The organism is Citrobacter sp. S46_ASV_140 (assembly GCF_018919545.1).
GTDB classification, from domain to species: domain Bacteria; phylum Pseudomonadota; class Gammaproteobacteria; order Enterobacterales; family Enterobacteriaceae; genus Citrobacter; species Citrobacter braakii.
This window is the reverse complement of sequence record NZ_JAHLRC010000026.1, coordinates 1-20,489: the sequence shown is the minus strand read 5'-3', so window position 1 is coordinate 20,489 and position 20,489 is coordinate 1. Positions and strand designations below refer to the sequence as shown.

Below are 20,489 nucleotides of genomic sequence, written 5' to 3'. Positions count from 1 at the left end.
TTGGTAAATTAATGCTCTTCAGATGCCATCGACAGATAGACAATCGTCAGAACCATAAATATGAAGGCTTGCAGCGTGATAATCAGTATGTGGAAAATGGCCCATGGCACATTCAGGATCCACTGTGACCACCACGGCAACAGACCAGCAATCAGAATGAAAATCAGCTCACCGGCATACATGTTGCCGAACAGTCGCAGACCAAGAGAAATTGGTTTGGACAGCAGGCTTACCCCTTCAAGGATTAAGTTGACAGGGATGAACGCCCAGTGATTGAACGGCTGCAGCGTCAACTCTTTCGCGAAGCCGCCGATGCCTTTCATTTTGATGCTGTAGAACAGAATGAGGATAAATACGCCCAGCGCCATCGACAGGGTGATGTTCACGTCAGCAGACGGAACTACACGCAGAGCCGGCAGGCCAAAGATATGCTCACCGATGTACGGCAGCAGGTCGATAGGCAGCAAATCCATCAAGTTCATCAGGAATACCCAGACGAAAATCGTCAGGGCCAGCGGAGCAATCAGCTTGCTTTTGCCATGGTACATGTCTTTCACGCTACCATGCACAAAGCCGATTACCAGCTCAATCGCGGTCTGAAATTTACCTGGTACGCCGCTGGTCGCCTTTTTAGCTACGCTACGGAACATAAGCAGGAACAACAGACCCAGAACCACCGAGAAGAAAATGGAGTCAATATTGAGCGTCCAGAAGGTGGCTGGGGGGTTGTGCGGATCCACCAGCGAGAATGTACGTAGGTCCAACTGAAGGTTATTCAGATGGTGTCCTATGTAATCCTGCGGCGTCATATTTTCTGAAGCCATGATGCCTTTACCCTTTGTTGTTAATTACAGCCGGCGCCAGTATCTGAACCACCAGCACCAAAACCCACGTAACGATCAGCGGCATGAATACCGCTTTCAAAACAGCCAACGCCACCACCAGCAAAACCAGCATAGCTAACACCTTGAAGGCTTCGCCGAAGGCGAACGTCCAGGCTACTCGGCCTTTAGCTGGTGTATGCGCCTGGTGACGCCAGGCAAATATCATAAACAACACATTAGGCAGTAACACTGCCAATCCACCGCACAATGCGGAGATGCCCCAGAAAGGGTCTTTGAGGCTAAACAGCAATCCACTTGCTATTACCGCCAGAAACTGTGTGAGCAAAAGCTTACGAGCAACGTTTCGACTCAAGAGCGACATAGACATCACGTTTTTACTCCTGCTCCCTTCGAGGTATGCCGCGTGTCGTATAAAACGTTCTTTATGGCTTAGAGTCAAGCATCAAAAAGCGGTCAAATTATACGGTGCGCCTTCGTGATTTCAAACAATAAGTAGCTAAAAAGTGAATAAATGTTTAAATATTTTTCGCTACCCCACATTTATCACTTTTAAGCAAACTGTGAACGATCATGCAAAACTGCAAATGCCGCGTAAATACTGGCGGCAAAGCGTGCACCAGATCACATATTGAACATATTCACCTTCGCATAATTTATTTACGTGGCAAATGATGCCTTTTCATCTTTTTGATATTTAAGCGTAAAAATAGCCACTATTTCAAAAACAACAGCTAACAACAAAAAAACCACGCATTGACATTTATAATAAAAAATTAACATAACGGGTGGTTCTTACGTTCTATTTTTAGCAGACTGATATTTTCACAGTTGACTTGTTTCGCTTTTAACAAAAAACGGTACGTTATAGTTATGATGCAAAACCGTAAGGCGCTAGTGAATTGTAACGACATTTAACCACACTATTCCCTATGACTTTTAACACCTGAATAGCCGTTTTTTTTCTATTTTTTTTGATAAAAATTAAATTTTGTTTGGCTTAATAACCACCAGATGACGTTCACCATCCAGTTGCGGAACGCGTAATTTTTCGACCGACTCGACGCTGAATTCTGCAGGCAACGAGGCAATTTCGTCTTCTGGCAACTGCCCTTTTAGCGCATAAAAACGCCCATCCAGGCCAGGCAAATGATGGCACCAACTCACCATATCAGTAAGTGACGCGAACGCACGGCTAATGACCCCATCGAACGGCGGCTCTGAAGGGAATTCTTCAACGCGACTTTGCACAGGAGTGATGTTAGTAAGCGCAAGCTCATGCTGCACCTGACGCAAGAAACGGACGCGTTTTCCCAGACTATCCAGCAGTGTGAAATGCGCTTCTGGGCGCACGATAGAGAGAGGAATACCCGGCAGGCCCGGTCCCGTACCCACGTCGATAAAACGCTCCCCCTTCAGATACGGCGCGACGACAATACTGTCCAGAATATGGCGCACCAGCATTTCGTTGGGATCCCGTACCGACGTCAAGTTGTACGCTTTGTTCCATTTGTGCAGCATATCGACATACGCAATCAGCTGATTTTTCTGGTGATCGGTAAGAGAAATACCAGCATCAGCCAGCAGACGAGAGAGTTTGTTGAGCACGGTCGTTACCTGTTCATAATCAATTTCCCGATGCGCTATAGCTTATCGGGACTACAAATTTGTAGGGCGGGCAGGCGAAGCGCCCGCCGCCAAAATAGTGTTATCAAGCGCTGCGGCGCAGCATACCTTGTTTCTTCAGCCATACCAGCAGAATGGAAATGGCGGCAGGCGTTACGCCAGAAATACGCGATGCCTGGCCGATTGATACCGGTTTGTGATCGTTCAGCTTGGCGATAACTTCATTCGACAAGCCTGAGACCTGACGATAATCCAGCGTTGCAGGCAACAGGGTGTTCTCATTACGCTGTTGTCTTTCGATTTCTTCCTGCTGACGGGCGATATACCCTTCGTATTTCACCTGAATCTCAACCTGTTCCGCGGCCTGAGCATCGTCGAGCGCTGGTGCGAACGCAGATAAAGAGGTCAACTGAGCATAGGTCATATCCGGGCGGCGCAGGAGATCTTCACCGCTGGCTTCACGAGACAAAGGCGTAGCCAGGTGAGCATTCACTTCTGCTGCAGATTCCGCTAACGGATTTACCCAGGTTGATTTAAGACGCTGACGTTCCTGTTCGATACGCTCCAGCTTCTCGTTGAAACGAGCCCAGCGCTCGTCGTCCACCAGACCCAGTTCACGACCAATTTCGGTCAGACGCAGGTCGGCGTTATCTTCGCGCAGCATCAAACGGTATTCTGCGCGTGAGGTGAACATACGGTACGGTTCTTTGGTGCCAAGCGTACACAGATCGTCCACCAGTACACCAAGATAAGCCTGATCGCGACGCGGTGCCCAGCCGTCTTTCTCAGCAGACAAGCGTGCGGCGTTCAGACCCGCCAACATCCCTTGCGCGGCAGCTTCTTCGTAACCGGTAGTACCGTTAATCTGGCCCGCAAAGAACAGACCCTGGATGAATTTGCTTTCCAGAGTGGGTTTCAGGTCGCGCGGATCGAAGAAGTCATACTCAATCGCGTAGCCAGGACGGACGATTCTGGCATTTTCCATTCCCTGCATGGAGCGGACAATTTGCATCTGCACATCGAACGGCAAGCTGGTGGAGATACCATTCGGATAAATTTCGTTAGACGTGAGTCCTTCCGGTTCGAGGAAGATCTGATGCTGATTACGATCGGCAAAGCGCATTACTTTGTCTTCGATCGACGGGCAGTAGCGCGGACCGATACCTTCGATCACGCCAGCGTACATCGGGCTACGATCGAGGTTATTGCGGATCACGTCATGGGTTCTCTCATTGGTATGCGTGATGTAACACGGCATCTGACGCGGATGTTGAGAAGCATCGCCCAGGAATGAGAAGACCGGCATCGGGTTATCGCTGTTTTGCTGGCCGAGCACGCTGAAATCAATAGTGCGTGCATCGATACGCGGCGGCGTACCGGTTTTCAGGCGGCTGACGCGTAACGGCAGTTCACGCAGACGGCGTGACAGCGGGATAGACGGCGGATCGCCAGCACGGCCGCCGCTGTAGTTGTCCAGACCAATATGAATTTTGCCGTCAAGAAAAGTCCCTACGGTTAACACAACCGCTTTGGCACGGAACTTCAGTCCCATTTGGGTCACTGCACCCACAACACGATCGTTTTCAACAATCAGATCTTCAACTGCCTGTTGGAAGATCATCAGATTGGGTTGATTCTCGAGTGCGGTGCGTACTGCCTGGCGATAGAGCACACGGTCGGCCTGAGCTCGGGTAGCACGAACGGCTGGCCCTTTGCTGGCGTTTAGTATCCTAAACTGGATACCTGCATGGTCGATCGCTTTTGCCATCAACCCACCAAGCGCATCCACTTCTTTTACCAGGTGTCCCTTCCCAATACCGCCGATCGCCGGGTTGCAGCTCATCTGTCCCAGAGTGTCGATATTGTGTGTCAAAAGCAGAGTCTGTTGACCCATTCGCGCCGCGGCCATTGCGGCCTCGGTGCCTGCATGACCCCCGCCAATGATGATGACGTCAAAAGGATCCTGATAAAACATGGTAATTGCCTCGCATAACGCGGTGTGAAAGTGGATTGAAGCCCGGGCCGTGGATTCTACTCAACTTTAGTCGATCGAGAAAGCCCTGGGATCCTGGGTATTAAAAAGAAGATCTTTTTATTTAGAGATCTGTTTTATTGTGATCTCTTATTAGGATCGCAACTTTCTGTGGATAAGGGCGATCCTTTGAATAAGATCAACAGGTTGTTGAGGATCATTAGCTGTGAATGATCGGTGATCCTGGCCCGTATAAGCTGGGAGCAGAATGAAGGGTTATACACAACTCAAAAACTGAACAACGGTTGTTCTTGGGATAACTACCGGTTGATCCAAGCTTTTAACCAGAGTTATCCACATAAAAAAGTACGATCTTTACAAATCTCTGAGCAATGGATGCCAGGATCCCAGCCAAATTTCAGCCGGATCTTCCGGAATTTCATGTTCCAGTACGTTGATCCTGAGCGTTTCGCCGATCTGTTTTGCCCCGCAGGCTTTCAGTTCGGCTTCCAGCTTGTCGATTGCGCCGCAAAAGGTGTCATATTCACGACTGCCGATCCCGATTGCACCAAAGTGCACTTGTGAAAGGTCCGGTTTTTGCTCGCATAAGGCATCATATAAAGGCTGCAGGTTGTCAGGGATGTCTCCCGCACCGTGCGTGGAGCTAATAATCAGCCAGATCCCATCAGTCGGGACCTCTTCAAGCATTGGCCCATGCAGTATTTCGCTGGAAAAACCCGCGTCGTCCAGTTTTTCAGCCAGATGCTCTGCTACATATTCCGCACTGCCAAGCGTGCTGCCGCTGATAAGAGTGATTTCTGCCATGATCGCCCACCTTTATAAAGAGGGCGTATTGTACGCTGTGAGCGAGCTGGGATCTACCTGTGGAAAAATAGGGGATTAAAAAAAGCGATCATGGCTTGATGGTACGCATGATCGGGTTTTGCAGGACGATCAGGGTCTCCGTGGACTGAATTTCATCAATTGTTTGGATCTTGTTGATAAGTACCTGCTGTAACGCATCGATCGACTTGCACATCACCTTTATAAAGATGCTGTAGTGCCCGGTGGTGTAATACGCTTCGGTCACCTCATCGAGGCTTTCCAGTCTGGCCAACGCTGACGGATAGTCTTTCGCACTTTTCAGGATGATGCCGATAAAGCAACCGACGTCATAGCCTAACTGTTTGGGACTAACATCAATCCGCGCGCCGGTAATAATCCCGGCCTGCTTCATCTTCTCTACGCGAACGTGAATTGTCCCCGGGCTAACGCCGAACTGTTTGGCCAATTCGGCATAGGCCGTTCGGGCATTTTCCATCAGGGCGTTAAGAATGCCGCGGTCCAGATTGTCGATCTGATAATTTTCCATAGTTTTTTCTTATGTAGATTAATGATTCCCTCTATTTTAGACGTTAATTTTAACGAATCAAAATCGAAGGCGGCTTTTTGTTTGTTGATTATTGAATATTACCTACATTCTGTTGCTTAATCATAGGCAACAGGACACAGGAGTACACATAATGAAAACCGCTTACATTGCCAAACAACGTCAAATTAGCTTCGTAAAATCTCATTTTTCTCGTCAGCTGGAAGAGCGTTTAGGTCTGATCGAAGTTCAGGCTCCGATCCTCAGCCGCGTAGGAGATGGCACGCAAGATAACTTGTCGGGCTGTGAAAAAGCGGTGCAGGTGAAGGTTAAAGCATTGCCAGACGCTCAATTCGAAGTGGTTCATTCACTGGCGAAGTGGAAGCGTCAAACATTAGGACAACACGACTTTAGCGCAGGCGAAGGGCTGTACACGCATATGAAGGCCCTGCGTCCCGATGAAGATCGCCTTTCCCCACTGCACTCAGTGTATGTTGACCAGTGGGACTGGGAGCGCGTGATGGGCGATGGCGAGCGTCAATTCTCCACTCTGAAAAGCACGGTAGAGGCTATCTGGGCGGGAATTAAGGCTACCGAAGCTGCGGTGAGCAAAGAGTTTGGTCTGGCACCGTTCCTGCCAGAGCAGATCCACTTTGTTCATAGCCAGGAACTGTTATCTCGTTATCCGGGTCTTGACGCAAAAGGTCGTGAACGTGCGATCGCTAAAGAGCTGGGCGCGGTATTCCTGGTGGGGATCGGCGGCAAGCTCAGCGACGGTCACCGCCATGATGTACGTGCGCCGGATTATGATGACTGGAGTTCAGCATCCGAGCTGGGTCACGCCGGTCTGAACGGTGATATTTTGGTCTGGAACCCGGTACTGGAGGATGCGTTTGAGCTGTCTTCTATGGGGATCCGTGTGGATGCTGACGCTCTGAAACATCAGCTGTCTCTGACCGGAGATGAAGATCGTCTGAGTCTGGAATGGCATCAGGCGCTGCTGCGCGGTGAAATGCCACAGACGATTGGTGGAGGAATTGGGCAGTCGCGTCTGACCATGCTGTTGCTGCAATTACCACACATTGGTCAGGTTCAGTGTGGCGTATGGCCGGCACAGGTACGTGAAAGCGTCGCCTCTCTGTTGTAAGAATTAACGCCGCCAGCGTCTGAGCAGGCGGCTTCGCATCCCGGTATCAAAGCGCCAGATATGATCGAAAATGCGCATGATGCCGGGTTTACCATGTGCTGACATCGCCACCGCGTGAAAACGGTGCTGGTGCACCCGCTGTAATTCCCCCACTTTGCTGACAACCTCATCGGGCAATCGCTGAGCGATAAAATCTGAGATCACCACCGCATCAGCATCAAACCATTCCCGACCCTGCATGCGCTCAGTAATGGCGCGAAAACAGCTGGCAATATCGGTACCGCCGCGAAAGCGCTGACTTAAAAAACGGATCGCCTGTTCAATGCCCTCAGGGCCGGATAGCTCATAGCGCACTACTTCTGTTGAAAACAGCATGATGAAACAGCGTCGGTTATCGGCAAGGGCGACGCGCATTAGCGCCAGGCAAAAGGCTTTCGCACACTGCTCATTAAACCCGCCCATCGATCCCGAAGTATCAACGCAGACGATAAACGGTCCGCGCGGTTGCTCGTCAAAATCCTGATGCACCACGGGGCGTTCCGTGACTTTCTCACGCCATGCTTCGCCGTGCAGGCGATAGGTCAACAGCTGCTTTTCCACCAGTCGTCGGTAGAACTCGTATTCCAGTTCGGTAATGCCCAGCGTGGCCAGTTCCGGCGGCAGCAGGCGCAGGATATCGTCGCTTTGCTGGATGCCATCTACTTGCTCCGGGACGGTTGCCGGTTCGCGCACCAGGGTGCGGAAGGTTTCCATTGGCGCATCTTTTCGCGGTACGGATTTCGCTTCTCTGGAACGTCCTAACTGCTCAGCCAGACGCTGGAGTTCAGGTTGTTGCGTCAGGAATTCGCCATATTTCACCATCAACTGATAATCACCGCGCTTGATTTGACCTGCGCTCATATCCCACAACCGGCCTGCGGCATTGTCATTTTCTGCCAGTACGGGTTCCAGTTGCCCGCTGAGGGTCATCCGTTCCTGTACTTCACTGAGCAAATGCTCGCGCTCTTCTTCCAGCAGTTGCTGATTCAGCGTTGTGGTTTGCACCACCAGGCTCAGGCGCCAGCGCTGGAGAAAAAGCGTATGTAGGGCAGGCGTAAACGCGCTGTTGTCATTGACCAACTGCTGCGCTTGTCCGGCCCATGGCGAATGGAGGTGGTGCAATAGCGACAATATTTGCGGTAGCTGGACGATAAACTGCGCATGAGAAAGGAGCTGGCTTTGTTGATAGCATATAACCTCTTCCGCTAACTCCGGCGGTACATGGGTATCTTTGAGGCGGCTACGCAAAGATTCACGCCAGCGGGGAATATCGTCAGTGATCGCTTTTTTAAGACGAGGGAATTTGTTAAAAAATACCACCATCTTCGGAGAAGCCAGTAGGGCGACGATCATCTCTTCGATCATCGCTTCTTCACTGACTGCCAGCATGATGTTGAGCGTATCAAGGGTCAGCATTGTTGCGCCTGGCGGATTTGTGCCCCGACATCCTGCAGGCTGGCCTCAATGCGGCCTAACCAGTCGCTATGAATAAACAGACATTTTTGCTGCTCGCTAAATGCGCTGTGCTGCTGATGCCACTCGTTATCGAGCGCTTCAAGCTCCTGTTTTATTTCTGCGGGCATACTCTCTTGTGATGTACCGGGCAATGCCAGGCGAGAGCCTTGTAAGCTGACGTCGCGTACAACCAGGTGCTGCGCGCTATCCACTTCCATGTTCAGCGTCTGGGCAAAACCAATGCCGTTTAATTTTCCGCGGATCTCACCGCCTTTGGTTAACCACAGTTCCAGCGCGCTACGTTCGAAAGCAATATGGATAACTTCCATATCATGCAGCTTTAAGGGCTTTTGCAGTAATAATGTCACGACGGAAGACGTGGCCTCCGGCGGTAAATCATAATGAGGACGACGGCTGAACATGCCGCCCTGACGGATCACGGTGAATGCTGTTTTATCGCTTTGCTGCTGCTGGAGCTGAATGCGGCGCTGCACAATACTGCCCAGACGGGTCAGCATGGCTTGCTGTTGCCATGCGTGTCCGGTCATCAATATTTCCAGCTGCTGCTGCATCAGATTCAGACTTTGTGCGTCGTACCACAGGCAATCTTTCAGCAGGATCAGATCGATGGGAACTACCGCATCACGTCCGCTAAAGAAGGCGCTGGCCTGGAGCAAGCGAATGGCTTTTTTCCAGCGACGATCGGACACGTAGGGGGCATTCGGTAGCGTGTCCAGCTGCTGGCGCAGCATGAAAATAAGCTCAAACACGCGATCGGGAAGCGTGATGGCGCCAATGTCCTTTTGCCACTGGTAATACTCTTCATCCGTTACCTGTAACGATGCCGGGACCGGATTGTCGCTTTCATCCTGCTGACTTAACAGCATCGAGCGGAAGTTGGCCTTGTCCTGGACTTTATCCAGCCACAGACGAATCAGCATACGGTCGTACAGCGCTTCCAGGCTGCTGTCTGCCTCAGGCAGTTCGTTGGAGGCTGCCACCAGCAGGCGCATCGGGATTTTCTCTTCATGCGCGCCGTTGCGGAAGTGGCGTTCGTTGATGGCGGTCAGCAGGGTGTTAAGAATCGCCGGTCCCGCCTTCCAGATTTCATCGAGAAAGACGATTTCAGCTTCAGGGAGATAGCCTGCCGTTAAGCGTTCATAGCGACCTTCGTCTTTTAACGCCTGAATGGACAGCGGGCCGAAAACCTCTTCCGGCGTAGAGAAGCGCGTCATCAGATATTCGAAGGCGCGAGCATTTTGAAAGGCAAATTTCAGTCTGCGGGCAATTAAGCTTTTCGCGATCCCGGGAGGACCTAATAAGAAAACGCTCTCGCCGCTAAGTGCAGCCAGCAGACACAGACGAATGGCGTGGCTACGTTCATAAAGTCCCTTTTCCAGCGCATTGCTCAGACGGGAAATTCTTTCCGCTAATAAATGTGGGTGAGCCATAATGAAGTGGCGTCCTTTCGCCAAATGTACTGCATAAACAGCGAGTATAGATGCTTCACACCAGTGCAGTAATAGACTGAAGGTGCGCTTATTTTTCTTTGAGCCAGATTAATCTGGTCTCATTTAGGGGTACGATTTTGCGATTAATCGTGCATACTGTGCGCCTTTTTGTGGGCCAAGGGACGACGCACACATTTCTTATATATACACCAAATCAATCAAGCTGCACCAAGGCGGCAATGGAGTTTTCTTCTGGGATGGGGGGAATAACGAATGCAGCCCACGCGGAGGTGGCTTGAAAGATGATGTGTATAAACGAAAGACGAGTCTATGAGCACTGATAATAAACAATCATTGTCTGCGATTACCCTTGCGGCCATTGGGGTTGTCTACGGTGATATTGGTACCAGCCCACTTTATACGCTTCGTGAATGTTTGTCCGGCCAGTTTGGTTTTGGCGTTGAACGTGATGCTGTATTTGGCTTTCTCTCGCTGATTTTCTGGCTGCTGATCTTTGTTGTCTCCATTAAATACCTGACGTTTGTCATGCGCGCGGATAACGCCGGAGAAGGCGGGATCCTGACGCTGATGTCATTGGCCGGGCGTAATACTTCAGCACGAACAACCTCCATGCTGGTGATTATGGGGTTGATTGGCGGCAGCTTCTTCTATGGAGAAGTGGTGATAACGCCTGCTATCTCGGTGATGTCGGCGATTGAAGGTCTGGAGATCATTGCCCCGCAACTGGATACCTGGATTGTTCCGCTCTCGATAATCGTACTGACCCTGCTGTTTTTGATTCAAAAACACGGTACCGGCATGGTCGGTAAGCTGTTTGCGCCGATTATGCTGTTGTGGTTCCTGACGCTGGCAGTGTTAGGCGTGCGCAGTATTATTGGCAATCCGGAAGTGCTGCAGGCGCTCAATCCATATTGGGCGGTGCATTTCTTCCTCGAATTCAAAACGTTGTCCTTTATTGCGCTGGGTGCGGTGGTGTTGTCGATTACCGGTGTTGAAGCGCTGTATGCGGATATGGGCCACTTTGGTAAGTTGCCGATTCGCCTGGCATGGTTCTCCGTGGTATTGCCTTCGCTGGTACTGAACTATTTTGGTCAGGGGGCGTTGCTGTTAAAGCATCCTGAAGCGATTAAAAACCCGTTCTTCCTGCTGGCGCCGGACTGGGCGTTGATACCGCTCCTGATCCTCGCCGCGCTGGCAACGGTTATCGCTTCACAGGCGGTTATCTCCGGCGTCTTCTCACTGACGCGTCAGGCCGTGCGTCTGGGGTATTTATCGCCGATGCGTATCATCCATACCTCGGAAATGGAATCGGGCCAGATCTACATTCCTTTCGTTAACTGGATGCTCTATTTTGCAGTGGTTATTGTGATTGTGAGCTTTGAACACTCCAGCAATCTGGCTGCGGCGTACGGGATTGCGGTGACGGGGACGATGGTGCTGACCTCAATTCTGTCGACCACCGTGGCGCGCAAAAATTGGCACTGGAATAAATACTTCGTCTTCCTGATCCTGGTGGCGTTCTTGTGCGTCGATGTTCCGCTGTTCTCCGCGAACCTCGATAAACTGATTTCCGGCGGTTGGCTGCCTCTGACGCTGGGTCTGGTGATGTTCACCATCATGACTACCTGGAAAAGCGAGCGTTTCCGTCTGCTGCGTCGCATGCATGAGCACGGCAATTCTCTGGAGGCGATGATTGCCTCTCTGGAGAAATCACCACCGGTACGCGTGCCGGGAACGGCGGTGTACATGTCTCGTGCATTGAACGTCATCCCGTTTGCGCTACTGCATAACCTCAAACATAACAAGGTTCTGCATGAACGCGTTATTCTGCTGACGCTGCGCACGGAAGATGCGCCATATGTTCACAATGTGCGTAGGGTGCAGATTGAGCAGTTATCGCCCACCTTCTGGCGCGTGGTGGCCAGCTACGGTTGGCGCGAAACGCCGAACGTTGAAGAAGTGTTCCATCGCTGCGGTCTGGAAGGCTTAAGCTGTCGGATGATGGAAACCTCGTTCTTCATGTCGCACGAGTCGTTGATTGTTGGAAAACGACCATGGTATCTGCGTCTGCGCGGCAAGCTGTATCTGCTACTACAACGCAATGCGCTGCGCGCCCCGGACCAGTTTGAAATCCCACCTAACCGGGTTATTGAGCTCGGTACTCAGGTCGAGATTTAATCTCATCGACGCCCTCTTTCATCGCGAAAGGGGGCGTTTTGTTTTGTCCCTCCCAGTTTTCATTTCATCGAATGATAATCCTTGCGAAACGTTTCGATGGCGATCACATTTTCGTAACTTCGCGGTGGTTTTATCTCCACTCTTCGCTCTACACTTATCTTCAGCGAAACGTTTCGCTAGTGGGGAAAGAAAATGAAGAAAGGCACGGTACTCAACTCTGAAATTTCATCGGTGATCTCCCGTCTGGGGCATACCGATACGCTGGTGGTGTGTGATGCAGGTTTACCCATCCCGAATAGCACAACGCGTATCGATATGGCATTAACCCAGGGCGTACCTTCTTTTATGCAGGTACTGGATGTGGTGACACGTGAAATGCAGGTCGAGGCGGCCATTCTCGCGACGGAAATTAAACAACATAATCCGCAACTCCACGAAACGTTGCTCAGCCACATTGAGCAACTGCAACAACACCAGGGAAACACCATAGAAATTCGTTACACCACGCATGAACAATTCAAAAAACAAACCGCAGACAGTCAGGCGGTAATTCGCAGCGGAGAGTGTTCTCCGTATGCGAATATCATTCTCTGTGCTGGCGTCACGTTCTGAGGCCATCATGAACGCATTACTGCAACTCAAAGGGATCGATAAAGCGTTCCCGGGCGTAAAAGCGCTATCCGGCGCCGCGCTGAATGTCTACCCAGGCCGCGTAATGGCGCTGGTGGGCGAAAACGGCGCGGGCAAATCCACCATGATGAAAGTGTTGACCGGGATCTATACCCGTGATGCCGGTTCTTTATTGTGGTTGGGAAAAGAGACCACTTTTAACGGCCCTAAATCCTCCCAGGAAGCCGGAATCGGTATCATCCACCAGGAGCTGAATTTGATCCCGCAACTCACTATCGCCGAGAACATTTTTCTTGGCCGTGAGTTCGTTAATCGCTTTGGCAAAATTGACTGGAAGAAGATGTACGCCGAAGCCGATCTGCTGCTTGCCAAACTGAATCTGCGCTTTAAAAGCGACAGACTGGTCGGTGAACTGTCGATTGGCGATCAGCAGATGGTTGAAATTGCCAAAGTGCTGAGCTTTGAATCGAAGGTCATCATTATGGATGAACCGACGGATGCGCTCACCGATACCGAAACCGAATCCCTGTTCCGCGTCATTCGCGAACTGAAATCCCAGGGACGCGGCATTGTCTATATTTCTCACCGCATGAAAGAGATCTTCGAGATTTGTGACGACGTGACCGTTTTTCGCGACGGGCAGTTTATTGCCGAGCGTGAAGTCGCCTCGCTGACCGAAGACTCGCTGATTGAAATGATGGTGGGACGTAAGCTGGAAGATCAATACCCGCGCCTGGAAAAAGCGCCGGGTGATATTCGCCTTAAGGTCGATAACCTGTGCGGCCCTGGCGTAAACGATGTTTCATTCACGCTGCGTAAAGGCGAGATCCTTGGCGTATCGGGGCTGATGGGGGCCGGACGTACCGAGCTGATGAAAGTGTTGTACGGCGCATTGCCGCGCACCAGCGGTTACGTCACGCTTGATGGCCATGAAGTGGTCACCCGTTCGCCGCAGGATGGGTTGGCTAACGGCATCGTCTATATTTCTGAAGACCGTAAACGCGATGGTTTAGTGCTGGGCATGTCGGTGAAAGAGAACATGTCACTAACCGCGCTGCGTTATTTCAGTCGCGCTGGTGGAAGCCTTAAACATAAAGACGAGCAGCAGGCGGTAGGTGATTTTATTCGTCTGTTCAATGTTAAAACGCCATCGATGGAACAGGCTATCGGTCTGCTTTCTGGCGGTAATCAGCAGAAAGTGGCGATTGCGCGCGGTCTGATGACCCGACCAAAAGTCCTGATCCTCGATGAACCAACGCGCGGCGTTGACGTTGGGGCTAAGAAAGAAATCTATCAGCTTATCAACCAGTTTAAGGCCGATGGGCTGAGCATCATTCTGGTCTCCTCTGAGATGCCAGAAGTATTGGGCATGAGCGATCGAATTATCGTTATGCATGAAGAGCATCTCGGCGGTGAGTTCACTCGCGAGCAGGCCACTCAGGAAGTATTAATGGCTGCCGCTGTGGGCAAGCTTAATCGCGTGAATCAGGAGTAAAAAAGATGACTACCCAGGCTGTTTCTGGTCGCCGTTATTTCACTAAAGCATGGCTTCTGGAGCAAAAGTCGCTCATCGCTCTGTTAGTGCTGATCGCGATTGTTTCCACCATGAGCCCTAACTTTTTTACCGTTAATAACCTGTTCAACATCCTCCAGCAAACGTCGGTGAACGCCATCATGGCCGTTGGCATGACGCTGGTTATCCTGACGTCGGGGATCGATCTGTCTGTCGGTTCTTTGCTGGCGCTTACCGGTGCGGTTGCGGCTTCCATTGTAGGGATTGAAGTCAATGCGCTGGTGGCTGTCGCTGCGGCTCTGGCGCTCGGTGCTGCTATTGGCGCGGTGACCGGGGTGATTGTCGCGAAAGGCCGGGTACAGGCGTTTATCGCGACCCTGGTGATGATGCTGCTGCTGCGTGGTGTGACCATGGTATACACCAACGGCAGTCCGGTTAATACCGGGTTTACTGACAATGCCGATCTGTTTGGCTGGTTTGGTATTGGTCGTCCGTTAGGCGTCCCTACGCCTGTGTGGATTATGGGGATTGTCTTCCTCGCGGCGTGGTACATGCTGCACCACACTCGTCTGGGTCGTTATATCTATGCGCTGGGCGGTAACGAAGCGGCAACGCGCCTGTCCGGTATCAGCGTAAGTAAAATCAAAATTATCGTTTACTCCCTGTGTGGTCTGCTGGCATCGCTGGCGGGCATCATTGAAGTAGCGCGCCTCTCCTCTGCGCAACCGACGGCAGGTACTGGCTATGAGCTGGATGCTATCGCCGCGGTGGTGTTAGGTGGTACCAGCCTGGCGGGCGGTAAAGGACGTATTGTTGGGACGCTGATCGGCGCATTGATTCTTGGTTTCCTCAATAATGGTTTGAATTTGTTAGGTGTATCCTCCTATTACCAGATGATCGTCAAAGCGGTGGTGATTTTGCTGGCGGTACTGGTAGACAACAAAAAGCAGTAACAACGATTACAGGACATCTTAAATATGAACATGAAAAAACTGGCTACCCTGATTTCTGCTGTTGCGCTGAGCGCCACCGTGAGCGCGAATGCGATGGCGAAAGATACCATTGCGCTGGTGGTCTCCACCCTCAACAACCCGTTCTTTGTTTCTTTGAAGGATGGGGCGCAAAAAGAGGCCGATAAGCTGGGCTACAACCTGGTGATTCTGGATTCACAGAACAACCCGGCGAAAGAGCTGGCTAACGTTCAGGATTTAACAGTTCGTGGAACTAAAATTCTGCTGATTAACCCGACGGACTCCGATGCTGTTGGTAACGCTGTGAAGATGGCTAACCAGGCGAAAATTCCGGTTATCACCCTTGACCGCGTTGCGTCCAAAGGCGAAGTAGTAAGCCATATTGCATCTGATAACGTGCTGGGCGGTAAGATTGCGGGCGATTACATCGCGAAGAAAGCGGGTGAAGGCGCGAAAGTTATCGAACTGCAGGGTATTGCCGGTACTTCAGCGGCGCGTGAGCGTGGCGAAGGTTTCCAGCAGGCTGTTGCGGCACACAAATTTAACGTACTGGCCAGCCAGCCGGCCGACTTCGACCGCACCAAAGGTCTGAACGTCATGCAGAACCTGCTTACCGCGCATCCTGACGTGCAGGCCGTATTTGCCCAGAACGATGAAATGGCGTTGGGTGCGCTGCGCGCACTGCAAACCGCGGGTAAATCTGATGTGATGGTGGTTGGATTTGACGGTACTCCAGATGGCGAAAAAGCAGTAAATGATGGCAAACTGGCTGCGACCATTGCTCAGCTGCCGGATCAGATCGGCGCGAAAGGCGTTGAGACTGCGGATAAAGTCCTGAAAGGCGAGAAGGTTCAGGCTAAATATCCGGTTGATCTGAAGCTGGTCATCAAGCAGTAATACCGATTCAGGTCGCTCGCGGCCTGATGGAGACATAAAGACGCCATCCCCGTATCGGGTTTTGGGGATGAAAGCGTAAAAAGAAAAGCAGGGCACGCGCCACCCTAATCCGGTGGCGCACTTTGACTTGGAACACCAAATATGAAAACCGCAGGCAACCTCGTTGTTCTTGGCAGTATCAATGCCGATCACATCCTCAACCTTAACTCTTTCCCGACACCTGGTGAAACCGTAACCGGTAACCATTATCAGGTCGCATTTGGTGGTAAAGGCGCGAATCAGGCTGTTGCTGCGGGGCGTAGTGGCGCGAATATCGCATTTATTGCCTGTACGGGTGATGATGATATTGGCGAAAGTGTTCGTAAACAGTTAGCTAAAGATAATATCGATATTGCGCCGATTAGCGTAATTTCGGGGGAATCGACCGGTGTGGCGTTGATTTTTGTGAATGGTGAAGGTGAGAACGTCATCGGCATTCATGCTGGTGCGAACGCGGCACTTTCGCCTGCGCTGGTGGAAGCTCAGCATGAGCGTATTGCCCAGGCGTCCGCCTTACTGATGCAGTTAGAGTCGCCGATCGAAAGCGTACTGGCTGCGGCAAAGATTGCACATCAAAATAAGACCACGGTAGCCCTTAACCCGGCCCCGGCACGTGAACTTTCTGACGAACTGCTGGCGCTGGTGGATATTATTACCCCGAATGAAACCGAGGCTGAAAAGCTCACGGGGATCCGGGTTGAAAACGATGAAGACGCGGCCAAAGCTGCGCATGCATTGCACGCGAAGGGGATCCATACTGTACTGATTACCTTAGGCAGTCGCGGTGTGTGGGCCAGCGTAAATGGTGAAGGTCAGCGTGTGCCTGGGTTTAAAGTGGACGCCGTTGATACCATCGCCGCTGGGGATACCTTTAACGGCGCGTTAATTACAGCGTTACTGGAAGAGACTCCGCTGCCTGAAGCGATCCGATTTGCACATGCTGCTGCGGCGATTGCGGTCACCCGTAAGGGCGCACAGCCTTCCGTTCCATGGCGCGAAGAAATAGAAGCGTTTTTAAGTCAACAGAGGTAACGCTTGGCTACAATGAAGGACGTCGCCCGCCTGGCGGGGGTTTCCACGTCGACGGTTTCTCACGTCATTAATAAAGATCGCTTTGTCAGTGAGTCTGTCACTGACAAAGTTGAAGCGGCGATTAAAGAGCTTAACTACGCGCCCTCAGCGCTGGCGCGTAGTCTCAAGTTAAACCAGACCCACACTATTGGCATGTTAATCACTGCCAGTACTAATCCCTTTTATTCCGAGCTGGTGCGCGGCGTTGAACGTAGTTGTTTTGAACGCGGTTACAGCCTGGTGCTGTGCAATACCGAAGGTGATGAACAGCGCATGAACCGTAATCTGGAAACGTTAATGCAAAAACGGGTGGACGGCTTGCTGCTGCTCTGCACGGAAACACATCAACCTTCCAGGGAGATCATGCAACGCTATCCTTCTATACCGACCGTCATGATGGACTGGTCGCCTTTTGATGGTGAAAGCGATCTGATCCAGGATAACTCCCTGTTGGGCGGGGATTTAGCCACTCAACATCTTATCGAAAAAGGTTTTACGCGCATTGCCTGCATCACCGGGCCGCTGGATAAAACTCCGGCGCGTTTACGTCTGGAAGGATATCGGGCGGCAATGAAGCGGGCGGGGTTGCCGGTCCCGGAAGGTTACGAGATTACCGGTGACTTTGAGTTCGGCGGCGGCTTTGAAGCTATGCAAACGTTGCTGTCGCATAAACAGCGACCGCAGGCCGTTTTTACCGGCAATGATGCCATGGCGGTTGGCGCGTATCAGGCTCTGTACCAATCGGGATTGCGCATTCCGCAGGATATGGCGGTGGTGGGTTATGATGATATCGAGCTGGCGCGCTATATGACGCCGCCGCTGACGACCATCCATCAACCAAAAGATGAACTGGGCGAACTGGCCATCGATGTATTAATCCACCGGATGGCGCAGCCCGCATTACAGCAACAGCGCCTGCAACTTACTCCTGTTTTGATGGAGCGGGGGTCGGTTTAGGATTATGTCGCTCTTTAATCAGGTTACGTCCATCTTTTGCTTTTAGCAGCATGAACATCAGCGCAGACACTACCGTGATAGCGCCCATCGTCATAAAGGTGTAGTGGAACTGCTCGACCGTATTGGTTCCTTCCATACCTTCATAGATACGCAGAACGGCAGCGCTGATGGCGACCCCTAAACTGATTGATAACTGCTGAGTAACGGCCAGCACACTGTTGCCGCTGCTGGCGTTTTCATCGGTCAGGTCCGCCAGAGTGATGGTATTCATGGAGGTAAACTGGGTGGACATCGCCATACCCAAAATGAACAACGGCAGGATCAACATCCAGACCGGCATGGCGGGAGATTGCAATGCGAACTGCGCAATCATCAGGCCGATAAATACCGTAACACCCACCAGTGTGGTTCTGTAGCCGAGCCGGCGCAGCACCTGCGTCACCATTGATTTTGCCAGTATTGATCCCAGCGCCGTTGGCGCCATCATGCAACCGGCTATCAGCGCCGGGTATCCAAAGCCTACCTGCAACATCAGCGGCATTAAGAAGGGCACGCACCCTGTACCCAGACGAGTGGCAAGGTTTCCGGCGATCCCGACGGAAAAAGTTCGGGTCTTAAATATAGGAAGCGATATTAGCGGCGTTGGGTGACGACGCGCGTGGCGAATGTAGGCGAGCAGTAACAGAATACTGGCAAGAATAATGCTGAGCGCTATCCAGGTCTCGACAAGCTTCTCACCGAACAGCTCTACCCCGCTGGAAAACAACACCAGGCTCAAACCAAACAGAAAGAAACCGGTCATATCAAAACCGCGGCGCGGCGTGGTGAAGTTCGGCATATATTTGCGGGCATAGAAGATACCGGCAACCCCAATTGGAATATTAATCAGGAAGATCCAGTGCCAACTGGCCCACGTGACCAGTACACCGCCCAATACTGGACCTAAAATCGGCCCCACAAGTCCAGGCATGGTTACGAAGTTAAGCACGGGAAGCAGTTCGCTGCGGGGGTAAGCACGTAATAATGCCAGACGGGCAACGGGCATCATCATAGCGCCGCCAATGCCCTGAATGACGCGGAAAATCACCAGTTCGCTTAGGGAGCTGGACAGCGCACAGGCCAGCGAACCCAGCGTAAACAGGCTAACAGCTATCATAAAGACGCGCCGGGTACCGAACCTGTCTGCCAGCCATCCACTCACCGGGATCAGCATCGCGACCGTCAGGGTGTAACTGATAATGGCCGACTGCATGGCGAGCGGAGAGCGGTTAAGGCTGTGTGCTATTGCGGGTAAGGCGGTATTGAGGATCGTGGCGTCTAGTGCCTGCATAAAAAAGGCCATGGCTGCTATCCACGGTAGCCCGGCCATACTGCGTGATTTCTTTTCTGACATATTATTTATCCGGTAGCACGTTTGGTGCTATCAGCAATGCCTGACAGGCAGCGAAGGCGCGATCGCCATCGCTCTCATCTATCGCGTCGACAATGGCCTGGTGTAAATCCAGCTTGACCACGTCGTTATAGGTAATAGAGGTAAAGTAGGTCTGGTAAACGGAATGGAAGAGTGATGCGAAGGAGATAAGGAACGGGTTCGCACTCATTTCATAGATGTGTTCATGCCAGGCGATATCAACCTCAATCCAACGCTCGCGTCTGAAGTTTCTTTTCAGCTCGACCATTTCTTCCATCAGCGTGTTGAGATGCGCTTTCTGTTCTGCCGTACCTATAGTCGCCGCCAGTAAACACGCCTGAGGCTCCAGGCTGATACGCATCACCAGAAAATGTTTAATGACCTGAGAGAAATTATCTTCTGTCATCCACCAGGTGAGCAGCTCCTGGTCGAGGAAGTTCCAGTTTGCCTGCGGCATGACGCGTGTACCAATACGCGGGCGCGGTAATACCATACCTTTTGCCGTTAACGTCTTTACCGCTTCTCTTACCGCGGTACGACTCACGCCAAACTGATCGCCCAGCTCTATTTCGCCAGGCAATATAGCGCCCGGTGCGTATTCACCTTTTAATATTCGCTGAGCCAGCTTTTCGGCCAGAACGTAGGACAGGTTTTTCTGTGCGGCTAGCTGTTGGGCATTTAACGGCATGAATGGTTTTCCTTACTTTATTTCTTATTCATTAGTATGCCACCTGGAAGTGTTATTGCGGCTGCAAAAACGGCAATTTGCTTATTTTATGGCATGTTAATGGTGGTTTTGCTGAAAAAACACGCACTCGGAAAGTTATTTTAAATTTCCCCTTGTCAGCCTGAAATAACTCCCTATAATGCGCCTCCACTGACACGGAACAACGGATTACA

The 20,489-nt window shown here is 51.5% G+C and carries 18 protein-coding genes; 8 read left to right on the top strand and 10 right to left on the bottom strand.

The genetic code is table 11. From position 1 onward, the window contains the following. Positions 1–8 precede the first annotated feature (8 nt). The 6 genes from atpB to asnC all read right to left on the bottom strand — a co-directional run bounded on the left by atpB (position 9) and on the right by asnC (position 5,812). The gene (atpB, locus tag KQJ19_RS09590) at positions 9–824 is read right to left on the bottom strand and encodes a F0F1 ATP synthase subunit A (protein ID WP_003023792.1); all 816 of its coding nucleotides are present in this window, start codon (positions 822–824) and stop codon (positions 9–11) included. A 7-nt stretch (positions 825–831) separates the two neighbouring features. Then, positions 832–1,212, bottom strand: coding sequence for a F0F1 ATP synthase subunit I (atpI, locus tag KQJ19_RS09585; protein WP_003023790.1), 381 nt, complete (start codon positions 1,210–1,212; stop codon positions 832–834). A gap of 614 nt (positions 1,213–1,826) precedes the next feature. Then, the gene (gene rsmG, locus KQJ19_RS09580) at positions 1,827–2,450 is read right to left on the bottom strand and encodes a 16S rRNA (guanine(527)-N(7))-methyltransferase RsmG (protein WP_016155084.1); all 624 of its coding nucleotides are present in this window, start codon (positions 2,448–2,450) and stop codon (positions 1,827–1,829) included. A gap of 103 nt (positions 2,451–2,553) precedes the next feature. Next, positions 2,554–4,443, bottom strand: coding sequence for a tRNA uridine-5-carboxymethylaminomethyl(34) synthesis enzyme MnmG (gene mnmG / locus KQJ19_RS09575; protein ID WP_016155085.1), 1,890 nt, complete (start codon positions 4,441–4,443; stop codon positions 2,554–2,556). A 372-nt stretch (positions 4,444–4,815) separates the two neighbouring features. After that, on the bottom strand, positions 4,816–5,265 hold the full coding sequence (gene mioC, locus KQJ19_RS09570; protein WP_016155086.1) for an FMN-binding protein MioC: 450 nt from the start codon (positions 5,263–5,265) through the stop codon (positions 4,816–4,818). Positions 5,266–5,353: 88 nt separating this feature from the next. Beyond that, on the bottom strand, positions 5,354–5,812 hold the full coding sequence (asnC, locus tag KQJ19_RS09565) for a transcriptional regulator AsnC (protein ID WP_216403596.1): 459 nt from the start codon (positions 5,810–5,812) through the stop codon (positions 5,354–5,356). Positions 5,813–5,963: 151 nt separating this feature from the next. Here asnC and asnA point away from each other — a divergent pair, with 151 nt between their 5' ends. Beyond that, a complete protein-coding gene (gene asnA, locus KQJ19_RS09560) occupies positions 5,964–6,956 on the top strand; it encodes an aspartate--ammonia ligase (RefSeq protein WP_016155087.1) in 993 nt (330 codons plus the stop codon). A 3-nt stretch (positions 6,957–6,959) separates the two neighbouring features. Here the strand turns inward: asnA and viaA are convergent, their stop codons facing one another. After that, positions 6,960–8,411: an ATPase RavA stimulator ViaA gene (viaA, locus tag KQJ19_RS09555; protein WP_016155088.1), complete on the bottom strand. Its 1,452-nt coding sequence runs from the start codon at positions 8,409–8,411 to the stop codon at positions 6,960–6,962. Further along, positions 8,405–9,901, bottom strand: a complete 1,497-nt coding sequence (gene ravA / locus KQJ19_RS09550) for an ATPase RavA (RefSeq protein ID WP_047358450.1) — start codon at positions 9,899–9,901, stop codon at positions 8,405–8,407. The genes viaA and ravA overlap by 7 nt, the downstream gene beginning before the upstream one ends. A 330-nt stretch (positions 9,902–10,231) precedes the next feature. On the opposite strand from ravA, the gene kup reads away from it, so the two are divergent. The 7 genes from kup (at position 10,232) to rbsR (ending at position 18,178) form a co-directional block, all read left to right on the top strand. Further along, the gene (gene kup, locus KQJ19_RS09545; RefSeq protein ID WP_003023768.1) at positions 10,232–12,100 is read left to right on the top strand and encodes a low affinity potassium transporter Kup; all 1,869 of its coding nucleotides are present in this window, start codon (positions 10,232–10,234) and stop codon (positions 12,098–12,100) included. A 192-nt stretch (positions 12,101–12,292) separates the two neighbouring features. After that, complete coding sequence (rbsD, locus tag KQJ19_RS09540) at positions 12,293–12,712, top strand: D-ribose pyranase (RefSeq protein ID WP_016155090.1); 420 nt, start codon at positions 12,293–12,295, stop codon at positions 12,710–12,712. 7 nt (positions 12,713–12,719) lie between these two features. Further along, positions 12,720–14,225 carry a ribose ABC transporter ATP-binding protein RbsA gene (gene rbsA / locus KQJ19_RS09535; RefSeq protein WP_216403595.1) on the top strand — a complete coding sequence of 502 codons (1,506 nt, stop codon included), beginning with the start codon at positions 12,720–12,722 and terminating at the stop codon, positions 14,223–14,225. Positions 14,226–14,230: 5 nt separating this feature from the next. Next, complete coding sequence (gene rbsC, locus KQJ19_RS09530; RefSeq protein ID WP_003023762.1) at positions 14,231–15,196, top strand: ribose ABC transporter permease; 966 nt, start codon at positions 14,231–14,233, stop codon at positions 15,194–15,196. A gap of 24 nt (positions 15,197–15,220) precedes the next feature. Beyond that, the gene (rbsB, locus tag KQJ19_RS09525) at positions 15,221–16,111 is read left to right on the top strand and encodes a ribose ABC transporter substrate-binding protein RbsB (RefSeq protein ID WP_016155091.1); all 891 of its coding nucleotides are present in this window, start codon (positions 15,221–15,223) and stop codon (positions 16,109–16,111) included. 141 nt (positions 16,112–16,252) lie between these two features. Next, positions 16,253–17,182: a ribokinase gene (gene rbsK / locus KQJ19_RS09520; protein WP_047498819.1), complete on the top strand. Its 930-nt coding sequence runs from the start codon at positions 16,253–16,255 to the stop codon at positions 17,180–17,182. 3 nt (positions 17,183–17,185) lie between these two features. Next, positions 17,186–18,178 (top strand): ribose operon transcriptional repressor RbsR, encoded by a 993-nt coding sequence (gene rbsR, locus KQJ19_RS09515; protein ID WP_016155093.1) that lies wholly within the window; start codon positions 17,186–17,188, stop codon positions 18,176–18,178. Here the strand turns inward: rbsR and mdtD are convergent. Beyond that, positions 18,144–19,571, bottom strand: a complete 1,428-nt coding sequence (mdtD, locus tag KQJ19_RS09510; RefSeq protein WP_046276279.1) for a multidrug transporter subunit MdtD — start codon at positions 19,569–19,571, stop codon at positions 18,144–18,146. The genes rbsR and mdtD overlap by 35 nt on opposite strands. Position 19,572: 1 nt before the next feature. Next, on the bottom strand, positions 19,573–20,277 hold the full coding sequence (locus KQJ19_RS09505) for a FadR/GntR family transcriptional regulator (RefSeq protein WP_016157828.1): 705 nt from the start codon (positions 20,275–20,277) through the stop codon (positions 19,573–19,575). Between the last annotated feature and the right edge of the window lie 212 nt (positions 20,278–20,489).